Genomic DNA, 11,534 nt, shown 5'->3' with positions numbered 1-11,534 from the left:
TTATACTCCCATGCCCAGTGCCAGCCCCAGCGTAATGCGGTTGGTCAGCCGGGCCTGTTGAATCTCAAGAAGCCGGATGCGGTTGTTAAAGGCGTTTTGCTGGGCGGTCAGCAGATCCAGAATGTCATTCAGACCGCTGCGGTAGCGGGCCTGATAGTGCTCAAGGCTGGCTTCAGAGTGCTGTACCGCTGCCTGCAGCTGGGTTTGCTGTTCGGCCAGTGAGGTTTCCTGTCCCAGCGCGGTTTCCACTTCATTAACGGCAGTGAGCAGGGCCTGCTGGTAGCTGAGGTAACTGCGTTCTGCCTGCAGGTCAGCGATTTCTGCATCTGCTTTCAGGCGGCCCGCATTAAACAGCGGAGCGGTAAGCTGGCCAAGCAGGCTCCAGGCGGTGGAGCCTGATAGCAGATCACCCAGGTTTCCGGCTGAATTGCTCAGGCTGGCGGTGAGGTTAAAGCTGGGTAACAGTTGCTTGTGACTGGCGCGGGCCAGTGCATCAGCAGCGTCAATACTTAGCAGGGCTGCCTGCAGGTCCGGCCGGTTTGCCAGGACGTCAGCGGGTAAGCGGGCAGGGGGATTGCTGACGGACGGGATTGTCGCCGACAGGGGCAGTGTGGCGACCAGTTTGTCGGTGCCGGCGGTGCCCTGCAGTGCAGCCAGCTGACGCCATGCATTCGCCTGATTTTGCTGCCGGGCAGCCAGGCTGGCACGGGTCAGTGCGGCATTCGCCCGGGCAGCTTCAAGGTCCGCCAGCGAGTTGCTGCCGTCGAGGCCGCTAAGAAAACGCTCCTGAATGACGCCTTCGGTATCTTCCAGGCTGTTCAGCCACTGGCTTTCGGCGTTAATGATCCGGGCACGCATCTGAATATCCAGCCAGCCCTGAATGGTGCGGGCAGCCAGTGAGTCTCTGGCGGCGCGATAGTCCAGTTCGAGAGATTCAGTGGTGGCATCGGCTGCCTGGCTGCGGTCGGCCAGCCGGCCCCAGACGTCGGCTTCCCAGCTCAGGTCCAGCGACAGGGCATGGCTGGTGGCGGCGTCTTTTTTACGGTCTGAGTTCAGGTTGAGGTTCAGCTCCGGCAGTGTTGCGCCTGCCTCTTTATGGCTCACCAGCCGCTGTTCCTGTAAGCGGAGGGCGGTCTGGCGCAGGTCATAATTAGCCGCCAGCGTTTGTCTGATCAGCGTCCCGAGACCGGGATCACCGATCAGATCAAGCAGTTGGCTGGTCAGCGGTTGTTGCGGGGTGGGGCTGTTTTCCTGCCACTGGGCAGGTACCGCCAGTGCCTGCGCGGTACGCTCATCCTGAGAAGGCTGCAGGCTGCTGCAGGCTGACAGAACCAGTGTGGTCAGGAGAACACCGGCGCGGTGAGTATTTGTGTGTCTGGACATCAGGTTTCAGTCGGTTTGTTTCAGATGTCACAGTTATACGCGCCAGTGTTTCAAAAAGTGGTTAAGAAAACAGTATATGTACCCGGCTGCCGTTGCCTGTTTCGGAATCCACTTTGACTGACCAGCCGAATTGCTGGCAGATTCTTACCACGATGGATAATCCCAGCCCCTGCCCACTGCTGCCTTCCAGATACGCCTGACCAAGCTGTGGCAGCATGTCCGGCGGGAAGCCGCTGCCGGTGTCGGCGACGGTCAGCTGTTGTTTATTCAGGCTGATACGGATCTCACCTTCAGTGGTGTGGCGAATGGCGTTTTCCAGCAGGTTGTTGAGCAGCACCATAAACAGGGGGGGCAGAATCTGCAGTTGCGGGTCTTCTGTCTGTTCAAAGCTGATGGGCACCGAGGTGTTTTTCTGGTGTTGTTCGGCCAGCATAGTGCAGACGTATTCGCTGTCCAGAAACTCATCGGACAGGCTGAGATTTTCTTCCCGGCCCAGTAACAGGAAGGTTTCGATCAGCTGCTGGGTTTTATTATTGGCCCGGCGTATCCGCTGCAGGGCGGCAGGGTTATCCGGCTGAACTTCCAGAATATCCAGAGCACCGCGAATGACAGCGGTGGGGGTGCGCAGTTCGTGGGATACTTCTCGGGTAAAGCGTTTTTCGCGGATTAAAAACTGCTGACTGCGGTCATAAGCTTCCGCAAAGGAGTGAGCCAGACGGCCGATTTCGTCGGGCCCGAAGCTGGCTGTTTCGCCGAACTGTGCATTTTTTTCCAGCCCCTGAATCCGTTCGTCCAGGCGCAGTATTGGCCGGGCTGTCCGGCGGCCCATCAGAATGCCGACGCCGGCTCCGGTAATGGAGACGATCATAAAGACAATCAATCCTATCTGGTTAAACCAGTTCAGGCTGTCATGATCAATGTCCTGATTTCTGACGTTATATACAATGTACAGAGGCTTTGACTGAAAGGTAGTGTTGGCCACATGCAGGTTCAGCTCTTCGAGTTCATCAATGCCGGGGGGCATGCGGATGATTGTGTCTGCGTCCGGGTGGCTGTTGATTTCCTCACCCAGGTAGATGCTCATCCCGGTGGGGAGTTGATCAAACTTACCCCGCTGCAGGTAGTAGGTCTGTTGTCGTTTCAGCTCGATTCCCACTTGCTGATTAAAAATCGTATCCTCAGAAAACAGCAGGAATAAGGCCAGCAGGCCCCAGTAAAACAGTGCCAGCAAAATACTGAAGCCGGAAAAGGCCAGAATCATGCGGGTTTTAAGGCTTTTTATCATCACGGGTTATTTTTCCGGTGCCGTATCAGAGAGGCGAAAACCCACACCGTAGACGGTGTGGAGTAGCTGGGTACTGAAGGGTTTATCAATGGCGGTGCGCAGATGGTAAAGGTGGCTGCGCAGAACGTCCTGATCCGGCACATCGTTGCCCCACAGGGTGCGGCTCAGGGCTTCCCGGCTGACTACGTCCGGGGATCGCTGCATCAGGTGCTGTAACAGTTTCAGGCAGGAGCGGTTGAGTTTTAACGGCTTGCCTGCCCGGGTGACTTCCTGGCTGGTGAGGTCCATGATCAGGTCGGCGACCTGCAGGCAGTCGGCCTGTTGCCGGGGGCGGCGCTTACAGAGTGCGTCCAGCCGCAGATAGAGTTCTTCCATGGCGAAGGGCTTAACAAGGTAGTCATCCCCGCCGACGGAAAAGCCTTCAATTTTGTCATCCAGTGTGTCTCTGGCGGTCAGGAAGAGGATCGGTATTTGCCGGTGCTGTTCACGCAACTGACGGCATACTTCCAGACCATTGAGTACCGGCATCATGATATCCAGCACGATGACATCGTAAGTGGCGTGTTCGGTCAGGTTCAGTGCCTGCCGGCCATTGCCGGCCCAGTCTGTTATACAGTTTTTCAGTTCCAGATAGTCGGTCAGATTGGCTGCCAGATCCTGATTATCCTCTACTATCAGTACACGCATGGTGATTATCCGCTGGGAAAGTTAACGTCCTTAATTATGGCCCGGAAAATGTGAACCGGGGGTAAAGGCAATCATAAAAAAGCCCGCGGAGGCGGGCAATATCGTCAGGGAAATTGACTTGATCTGTATTTTAAAAGCGGTACATGTACAGCAGGCTTACGCTGGTGCTCTTGTCGTCTTCAACGATGCTGCTGTCAGCAATTTCATCGCCGTAACTGGTGTAGCTGGCGCCCACCCGGATCATTTGCTGCTGATCAATCTGATACATCGCACTGATACCAATCTCGTACACTGTATCTGCATCAGCGGTATAAGCGGCACGGTTTACGGTGGCTTCGCTGGCTTTGACGCCGTAGTAATAGTTGTTCAGATCATCGCTGCGGTAGCTGACCGATGCTTCCGGGGTGACCGACCATTTGGCAGATACGGGAAAGCTTTTTTCCCAGCCCAGTTCGATTTCATTGCCTTCGTGCTCGCTGCTGGCATCAGCAGCAAAGGTGGCAGACCATTCACCGTAGTCGGTGTCGTATGAGGCGGTAATACCCAGTTCGAAGGCGCCTTTACGTTCGTCCATACCTTTCAGGTCCGAGCTGTCGCTGGCCTTGTAGCCATCAGTCCGGTAACGGGCCAGTGCGCCGATTTTAAAGTCATCATTATCGATGATGTAATATCCGGCTTCCGGGCCCTGAATGTAAAAGCTGCCGTTTTCGTAGCTGAAAAAGGGAAGCGCTTCCGTTTCGGTGCCAACACCTTTATAAATGCTGTCTTCACTGGCAACGCCGATTCCCAGAGCAAAGCTGGATTCATTTTCCTCTGCCTGCACACCGGCAGCAGCTACCCCCAGCAGTGGAAGTAGCAACATGGTTTTGCGCATCTGATTGTCCTCAGTTGACTGTGTTTTGGCACAGCCTAGTGAGGCGGATGTCAAAAGCCGGTGAAGAGCGGGCATAAAAAAGCCCCCTGTTCAGGAGGCTGGATGTTCAGTTACCGGGTAGCGGTGGTTGTTATTCCGGCAGCGGCCGGTTTTCAGCACGGAACGGATGGGCTTCGTAGGTGCCCAGATTACGGACTTCCTTGGTGAAGAAGTCCAGTTCCTGCAGGGCGTAGCGCATAAAGCGTTCATCCGGATGACCTTCCACATCCAGATGGAAGCTGGTGCCTTTAGTGGCGCCGCTACCCATGTAGCTTTCCAGTTTCACCATGTTGATGCCGTTGGTGGCGAAGCCGCCAAGGGCTTTATACAGCGCCGCAGGAATATTCCGTACGGTGAACATCAGTGAGGTGATGTAGGTTTTTTCAGTTTCCAGAGCCGGCATGCCCTGTTCTTTGGACAGGATCAGGAAACGGGTGGTGTTACCGTCAACGTCCTGAAAGTTTTCCTGCAGCACATCCAGATTATACAGTTCAGCGGCCAGGCTTGAGGCGATTGAAGCGTGGGTCGGTTCCGGGTTCTGCGACAGTTCAAATGCGGAACCGGCAGTGTCCAGCCCGGCTATTTCTTCCAGCCCCAGGTGACGGATGTTGTCGTGACACTGGGCCAGCGCCTGTGGGTGAGAAGAGATGGTTTTCAGCTGGCTGATGTCGGTGCCTTTCAGGCCCAGCAGGCAGTGATTCACCGGCTCATAGTGTTCGCCGATAATATGCAGCTGGGTTTTGGGCATCAAACGGTAAATCTCTTCTACGCGGCCGGCGGTGGAGTTTTCCATCGGAATCATCGCCAGTTTTGCTTCGCCGCGCTCGACCATAAACATTGCATCCACAAAAGAGCCACAGGCCCTGGCAGTCATGTTCGGATAAACATGGCGGCAGGACAGATGTGAATAGGCGCCTTCGACGCCCTGATAGGCAATGATGTTCGGCAGTTGCGACATTGGGGGATTCCGTTTCTGGTGTGTTTGGAAAAATGTATCTTGTAAAAATAAGGGCGCCAATTATGGCACAGTTTGCCGCGGGCATGCCGGTAATTTTGCTATTATGTGCGCCATTTCAGCCGGTGTGACTATTGCCGGCCGGTGACTGGTCTTTGCTATGGGAACGGATATGACCCCTGAACGTCGCGACAAATTAATTGCTACGCTGAATCGCCGTCAGCCGGATATGACGCTGATTACCGATCAGGTGCATAAAGCCCGAAACACCGCCGCTCTGGTCCGTACGGCGGATGCGGTGGGTATCGGTGAGATTCACAGTGTGGAACCTAAGGAAGGGTACCGTTTTCGCGGCACCACCCAGGGCAGTGACCGCTGGGTAAAAAACCATGTATATACTGACTGTGAAGCGGCGATCAGTTCTGTAAAAGCCCGGGGTATGCAGGTATATGCCGCACATTTTTCAGACCGGGCTGTTGATTACCGCAGCCTGGATTACACGCAACCCTGTGCATTTCTGATGGGCTCTGAGAAAGACGGGGTCAGTGATGAAGCCGCAGCACTGGCCGATGAGCATATTCTGATCCCGATGATGGGCATGGTGGCTTCGCTGAACGTTTCCACCGCAGCAGGCATTATTCTTATTGAAGCGCAGAATCAGCGTTTGCAAGCTGGCATGTATGATCAGCGCCGGATTGCCGCTGACGTATTTAACGATACCCTGTTTGCCTGGGGCTATCCGGATCTGGCGAAATATTGCCATAGCAACGGGTTGGAATACCCGCCGGTAAATGACGCTTTTGAGTTGCTTGATCCTGCCGGCTGGTATGAGCAGGTTCGCCTGGGTCAGGCGCCGTTGCGTCAGTGGTAACAATCCAGGACGGGCTTCTCCGGCAATGTTTGTCAGAGTGTGTATCTGTTGCGGAGCCGTTTTTTTGTGCTTTTACGCCGGCCTGATGACTATTTGGTCATATGCCGTTAACCGCCATTCACCTTCTATTTACCTCTTGTGGTATTATCCGTTCTGATGTCCGGTGCTGTGCTAAGTGATTGATGAATAATCGGTACACCGACTTTTTATGTCGGTTATCTGCAACAGTTCCCGGATGATGATTTTTGAGGTAGGGATATACTATCAGCCGGGCTGATAATCATGCCTTAAGCTTTCATTTTGGTTGTACCGGTTATCATCACTGATGATAAAAACTGAACAGTAATACGGAAATGATCAATGGCTGCTATTAAAGTTGCTATACAACGGATGTTTAAGCCGTCTTCCTCCTGGATGATTCCATTGGTGTGTGGACTGCCTTTGTCGCTGGAAGCGGCGCAACAAGCTGATTGTTACCAGTCATATTCTGAGCGGGATTTAGTGGCCGCTCAGCAGTCATGCCAGGGGCTGGCTGAACAGAATGATGCCCGGGCGGCATTTATTCTGGCAACAATCTATTACCAGAAAGGCAGTGCCGCGGGCGATCAGCGGGGCATTTTCTGGGACAAGATTGCTGCTGAGAATGGTCACGCTGAAGCGTCCTACCGGCTGGCACTGGCGTACCAGCTAGGTCAGGGTGTGGAGCAGGATAACCAGCAGGCTGTCCGTTGGTATACACAGGCCGCTCAGGCCCATCACGCGAAAGCCCAGCGTAGCTTAGGTGCTATGTATGAAGGCGGCTATGGCGTTAAACAGAATCTCCAGCAGGCGTATGCCTGGTATAAACGTGCGGCCGCTCAGGGGTTGCCGGATGCGCAGTTGCGTTTGGGAACGCTGTTTTTTGAAGGCCGCGGCGTTAAAGCCGACCGAGTTCAGGCACAGCACTGGATTCGGAAGTCCGCGGAAGGTGGCAACCATAACGCCCAGATGGCTTTAGGGGTCATGCTGGCGGAAATTGATCCTCAGGACAGTGTTCGCTGGTACCAGCGTTCTGCTGATCAGGGCAATGTGTCTGCCAAACAGAATCTGGCGCTGGTGTATTTCAGCGGTCAGGGTGTTTCCCGTGATTTAACAAAAGCGCTGATGCTGGTGGATGAGGCCATAAACGCGGGTAATTATTCAGCCAAGTCATTACGTGAACAGATTCTGGCTGAGATGTCGCCGGAGGTTAAGGCGGAGGTTCAGGGCCTCATCGCCGAAACGGCTCCTGAAACTAAGCCTGAAGTACAGCCGGCAGCGGCTGAGGCTGTGGCGGCTACAGACAGCTCCCCCGAACCGGATAAAGCACTTACTCCGACTGCGCCGGTACCGTCGGCGGAGAATAATTTTGTCGTTACTGTTCCGGACGGAACAACGCCGGCAGAGGCGCAGCCGGATACATCGGTTGCGCAGGCTCAGGCCGCAGCGTTGACTGTGTCTGAAACATCAGTGTCTGATCCCCGAACAGATATTATCGCTGCTGCGGATAAAGAACCGCTGCGCAGTGAAATACTCGAGCAGACGGTCACCGGTGAAACGTCTGCTGTTAAGACGAATACTGATGTCGCAGATGAAACACTGACGCTGGCCTCAGTGCAGATAGATGCCGACGCCATTTCTCAGGTCACCGAATCACAGCCGCCGGCGGCCAGCGCCACAAAGGTAACCTTGCCTGAACCGGCGGTGGATGAAGTGACTGTGACGGCGACCCCGTCGGAATCAGACGCCTCAGAGGCTGAGCCGGCTGCAGCCGTATCGTTAACCGAAAGTGAGCCTGCAGTTTCTGTCGTGAATCCGGTCCCTCCGGTGCTGGAGAAAGAACCCGGCCCTTACGGGATGGAAGCGGATAACTGGCTGATGCAGCAGCCTTCCGGTCGTTACGTTATCCAGCTGACCAACGGTGAATATAAAGAAGGCATGGAAAAATATATCCGCCGGGTGGGGCTGACGGATGTGGATGGCTGGCATTTCTACCGCACCCAGCGGGACGCCGGTCTTTTCTATGTGCTGGTGTACGGTGAGTTTGAAACCGTTGCTGCTGCTAAGAAAGCACTGGACGAGCTGCCCCGTAAGGCGCGCCGCAGTCACTGGGTCAGGCAGTACAGCACTTTGCAGAAACTGTACCGGACTCCCGGATCGTTACCCTCTGATAATTAGAAAAAAAATGTGCGTTCTGAGTACTACACAGGTATCGTATATCGCTTTCTGAGCTCTAGAATTTAATCTGTCGTCGATGACGGCCGTGCAGGGTAACGAGATGATTAAACAGCGGTTTTACAATTTTCTGATGGCAGCGCTGGCGGTTGCAGGCAGTGCTGCAGTGTATGCTGCCGACAGTGCTGAAGAAAAGTGTCAGCAACTGTATACCGACGGCCGGTATGCCAGCGCATATACAGCCTGCAAACCCCTGGCGGATGACGGCGGTGCAATCGCCAGCTTTGTTATGTCTAATCTGTACGCCCGGGGGCTGGGGGGGGCCAGCGCAGATGTCAGCCAGGCGCTGACATGGCTCAAGATAGCCGCAGAGGCGGATTATGGCCCGGCCTGCTATAACCTGGCAGCGTTATATGAAAGCGGCGAAGTGGTTGAGCAAAGTCTCCCTGACGCATTTAACTGGTACCTTCGCGGTGCTGAGGCTGGCCATACAGAAAGTCAGCTGAAAGCCGGGGTGATGTTGCTGAAAGGGGATGGTGTCACGGCGAATTACCAGCAGGCTCAGGACTGGCTGGAAAAGTCAGCCATTGGCGGTGATCCCAATGCCCAGGTAACTCTGGCGATTCTGCAGGCGACAGCCGGTGATAAGCAGGCGCTTCACTGGTACCAGCAGGCTGCCGAACAGAATAATGCTTTTGCGCTGTATCAGCTTGCAGATATTTATGCCGAAGGCCGGCTGGGTGAACAGGTTGATCTGGCCAAAGCCCTGCGCTTATCCCGGCAGAGCCTGAGCCTTGGACGACTGAGCAGTAAACGTCTGGTGGAAGAAATTGAGGAACGTCTGGCCGAGACCCGTTCGGTGGTGGCTGAACCGGGGTCTGTTGGTGGCACTTCTTCCGCTCAGGCAGCGCCTGATCTGGTTACCGCCGGATTGCTGGCCCCCGATATAAAACAACCGGTTAAGAAACTGCAACCGGCGGTTGTTAAGCCTGAAAGTAAACCCGCTGAAAAACCGGCAGTTAAGCCTGTTAAAATTGAAAAAACACCTGCGTCAGAGGTGGTTGTTCAGCTCAGAAAGCCGAAAGCCGATAAGGCGGCCAGGGTAAACGTCGCCGGTGAAAAAACTGTTGCTGCTAACTTCCGTGATAAAGCATGGCTGATGCAGCAGCCGGATCAGCACATTGTGATGCAGCTGGCACAGATTACTGATAAAGCAGCGGTTGGCCGGTATATCGAAAAATATGACTTGCAGAATCAGGTTGATTATTACCGCGCCCGTACCCGGGCCGGACTGGTTTACGTATTGCTCTATCACCGCAATTACGAAACGGTAACCCGGTCCAAGGAAATCGCCCGGCAGGTGCTGGCTGAAGGCGTTCAGAAGGGGGTCTGGTACCGGCGTTTTTCTACTCTGCAGGCGGATTATGTTGCCCCGGACGGTGAGAGCTGATCAGGGCAGTGCTGATCAGAACACAGGTATTTCAGGCAGTGTGTAACTGTATTAATTCAGAGAAAATTCCGGTTTGACGGACAGGGATTCAGCCGCAGTTAGCGGTGAGGGAGAAAGTGATGTTTGCTAACAAATCTGTTTTGCTGTGTGTGTTGCTGGCCACCGGTTCAGCGTCGGCGCTGGCGAATCACGATCCCCGGGGGCCTGCCTGTCTGGACCGTCTGGAACATGAAGATTATGTCGCAGCAAACACCATCTGTGCCCGCTTGGCGGATGCCGGTGATGCACAGGGTCTGTTTGCCATGGGCCGTATTTATGGCGAAAGTCTGGGCCGTAAAGGCGATCAGGTTAAATCAGTTGAGTTGCTGACTCAGTCGGTGGCTGCGGGGTATGCACCGGCCGCGTATTATCTGGGCATTGCCTATGAATATGGCCGCGGAGTTGAACAGAATTTGCCGCAGGCAGTGGGCTATTATCGTCAGGCAGCCGCTGAAAATATGCCCGAGAGCCAGTTTAAGCTGGGGCAGATGCTGCTGAAAGGCAGTGGTGTTAAACAGGACCTTAATCTTGGGGAGCGCTGGTTGCGTCTGGCTGCCCGGTCCGGTCATCAGGATGCGCAGGTAACGCTGGCGATTCTGTTGGCGGGCAAGGATCATGCGGCCAGCCTGAGCTGGTATCAGAAGGCGGCGTTGCAGGAAAACCCGGATGCACTGTATAACCTGGCTGCGATTTATTTCAACGGTGAGCAGGTTGAAGCAGACCTTCCCCGGGCGCTTGAGTACGCCCAGCGCAGCAAGGTAGCAGGGCATGATAAGGCCGGCGTTTTATATACCGCCATTTCCGAGCGACTGCTGAACCTTTACGGGCCAACGGCTGCTGGCCAGCCGGCATCTGCCGCGTTTGATAATGTCGCGGGGCTGAAAAACCGTGACTGGCTGTTCAGCCAGCCGAAGGATAAGTTTGTGCTGCAATTGGCACAGTTTAAGGACGAGCCGTCGCTGAACGGTTTTCTGCGGGATACCGGTTTGCAGGGGCAGGTTGATTATTATCGCAGTGTGACGGTGCTGGGGCCTGTGTATGTTGTGCTTTACCGGCATCAGTTCGGCACTTACGGTGAAGCAAAGCGTGGTATGCAGGCGCAGCTGCCGGCTGATGTGGCCGAAGGTGGCTGGATTCGCCAGGTATCGGTACTGCAGGATATTTATCAACCGGCAGATTCGTAATTCAGTCCTGCAGATAATGATAACGGCAGCCCTGGGCTGCCGTTTTTAATGGCGGCTACTCAGGGGTGGATATAGTCCAGCGGAACCGAGGTGGTATCGACAATTTTACGCATGATGAAAGCTGACTTTACGCCGGTAACACCTCTGATGCGGGTGATCTTACCCAACAGAATATCGTGATAGCGGTCCATGTCCGGCACGGCGACCTTTAACTGATAGTCGGCGTCGTGGCCGGTAATAAGGTAGCACTCCATCACTTCCGGGAAGCGGTTAATGGTCGCTTCAAATTCTTCGAAGCGTTCGGGAATATGTTTGTCCATGCTGATATGCAGGATGGCAATCAGGTCCAGATTGACGGCCCGCTCATCTATCCGCACCACTTTTTGCTGAATCACGCCGGACTCTTCCAGCTGTTTCACCCGGCGGGAACAGGGGGCGGCAGTGAGGCCGACTTTTTCTGCAAGTTCCTGATTTGACTGGTTAGCGTCACGCTGTAATTCGCGCAATATTTTTATATCAAACGGGTCAAGGTTGATATTGTTTGAACGCATTATCATTTCTCGCGCAATTTTTT

Annotated in this window: 10 protein-coding genes; 4 read left to right on the top strand and 6 right to left on the bottom strand. The window is 54.6% G+C overall.

Annotated elements, in window-relative coordinates:
• The 5 genes from PCI15_RS16425 to PCI15_RS16405 all read right to left on the bottom strand — a co-directional run bounded on the left by PCI15_RS16425 (position 1) and on the right by PCI15_RS16405 (position 5,226).
• Positions 1 to 1,383: a TolC family protein gene (locus PCI15_RS16425; RefSeq protein ID WP_271271011.1), complete on the bottom strand. Its 1,383-nt coding sequence runs from the start codon at positions 1,381 to 1,383 to the stop codon at positions 1 to 3.
• A 61-nt stretch (positions 1,384 to 1,444) separates the two neighbouring features.
• Entirely contained in the window at positions 1,445 to 2,668 is a 1,224-nt protein-coding gene (locus PCI15_RS16420) for a sensor histidine kinase (protein ID WP_271274638.1), read from the bottom strand.
• Positions 2,669 to 2,674: 6 nt separating this feature from the next.
• Entirely contained in the window at positions 2,675 to 3,355 is a 681-nt protein-coding gene (locus tag PCI15_RS16415; protein WP_271271010.1) for a response regulator transcription factor, read from the bottom strand.
• 130 nt (positions 3,356 to 3,485) lie between these two features.
• Positions 3,486 to 4,229: a MipA/OmpV family protein gene (locus PCI15_RS16410; protein WP_271271009.1), complete on the bottom strand. Its 744-nt coding sequence runs from the start codon at positions 4,227 to 4,229 to the stop codon at positions 3,486 to 3,488.
• Between the two features lie 130 nt (positions 4,230 to 4,359).
• The gene (locus tag PCI15_RS16405; protein WP_271271008.1) at positions 4,360 to 5,226 is read right to left on the bottom strand and encodes a prephenate dehydratase; all 867 of its coding nucleotides are present in this window, start codon (positions 5,224 to 5,226) and stop codon (positions 4,360 to 4,362) included.
• Positions 5,227 to 5,395: 169 nt separating this feature from the next.
• Between PCI15_RS16405 and trmH the strand changes: the two genes are divergently transcribed.
• The 4 genes from trmH to PCI15_RS16385 all read left to right on the top strand — a co-directional run bounded on the left by trmH (position 5,396) and on the right by PCI15_RS16385 (position 10,960).
• Entirely contained in the window at positions 5,396 to 6,094 is a 699-nt protein-coding gene (trmH, locus tag PCI15_RS16400) for a tRNA (guanosine(18)-2'-O)-methyltransferase TrmH (RefSeq protein WP_271271007.1), read from the top strand.
• A gap of 360 nt (positions 6,095 to 6,454) precedes the next feature.
• Complete coding sequence (locus PCI15_RS16395) at positions 6,455 to 8,290, top strand: SPOR domain-containing protein (RefSeq protein WP_271271006.1); 1,836 nt, start codon at positions 6,455 to 6,457, stop codon at positions 8,288 to 8,290.
• Between the two features lie 100 nt (positions 8,291 to 8,390).
• Positions 8,391 to 9,737 carry a hypothetical protein gene (locus PCI15_RS16390; protein WP_271271005.1) on the top strand — a complete coding sequence of 449 codons (1,347 nt, stop codon included), beginning with the start codon at positions 8,391 to 8,393 and terminating at the stop codon, positions 9,735 to 9,737.
• A 119-nt stretch (positions 9,738 to 9,856) separates the two neighbouring features.
• A complete protein-coding gene (locus PCI15_RS16385; protein WP_271271004.1) occupies positions 9,857 to 10,960 on the top strand; it encodes a hypothetical protein in 1,104 nt (367 codons plus the stop codon).
• A gap of 59 nt (positions 10,961 to 11,019) precedes the next feature.
• Here the strand turns inward: PCI15_RS16385 and PCI15_RS16380 are convergent, their stop codons facing one another.
• Positions 11,020 to 11,511: an Lrp/AsnC family transcriptional regulator gene (locus tag PCI15_RS16380; RefSeq protein WP_205658218.1), complete on the bottom strand. Its 492-nt coding sequence runs from the start codon at positions 11,509 to 11,511 to the stop codon at positions 11,020 to 11,022.
• Positions 11,512 to 11,534: the final 23 nt, after the last annotated feature.

Origin of the sequence: Aliamphritea hakodatensis (genome assembly GCF_024347195.1) — a bacterium.
GTDB classification, from domain to species: Bacteria; Pseudomonadota; Gammaproteobacteria; order Pseudomonadales; family Balneatricaceae; genus Amphritea; species Amphritea hakodatensis.
Note: the sequence above shows the minus strand (reverse complement) of the source record. Positions and strands in the feature narration are given on the sequence as shown.

What these genes read in the sequence shown, in the direction of transcription:
- PCI15_RS16390 (WP_271271005.1), top strand. Translation starts at nt 8,391, where the DNA reads ATGATTAAACAGCGGTTTTACAATTTTCTGATGGCAGCGCTGGCGGTT.
- PCI15_RS16425 (WP_271271011.1), bottom strand. Translation starts at nt 1,383, where the DNA reads ATGTCCAGACACACAAATACTCACCGCGCCGGTGTTCTCCTGACCACA.
- trmH (WP_271271007.1), top strand. Translation starts at nt 5,396, where the DNA reads ATGACCCCTGAACGTCGCGACAAATTAATTGCTACGCTGAATCGCCGT.
- PCI15_RS16380 (WP_205658218.1), bottom strand. Translation starts at nt 11,511, where the DNA reads ATGCGTTCAAACAATATCAACCTTGACCCGTTTGATATAAAAATATTG.
- PCI15_RS16420 (WP_271274638.1), bottom strand. Translation starts at nt 2,668, where the DNA reads ATGATAAAAAGCCTTAAAACCCGCATGATTCTGGCCTTTTCCGGCTTC.
- PCI15_RS16395 (WP_271271006.1), top strand. Translation starts at nt 6,455, where the DNA reads ATGGCTGCTATTAAAGTTGCTATACAACGGATGTTTAAGCCGTCTTCC.
- PCI15_RS16415 (WP_271271010.1), bottom strand. Translation starts at nt 3,355, where the DNA reads ATGCGTGTACTGATAGTAGAGGATAATCAGGATCTGGCAGCCAATCTG.
- PCI15_RS16385 (WP_271271004.1), top strand. Translation starts at nt 9,857, where the DNA reads ATGTTTGCTAACAAATCTGTTTTGCTGTGTGTGTTGCTGGCCACCGGT.
- PCI15_RS16410 (WP_271271009.1), bottom strand. Translation starts at nt 4,229, where the DNA reads ATGCGCAAAACCATGTTGCTACTTCCACTGCTGGGGGTAGCTGCTGCC.
- PCI15_RS16405 (WP_271271008.1), bottom strand. Translation starts at nt 5,226, where the DNA reads ATGTCGCAACTGCCGAACATCATTGCCTATCAGGGCGTCGAAGGCGCC.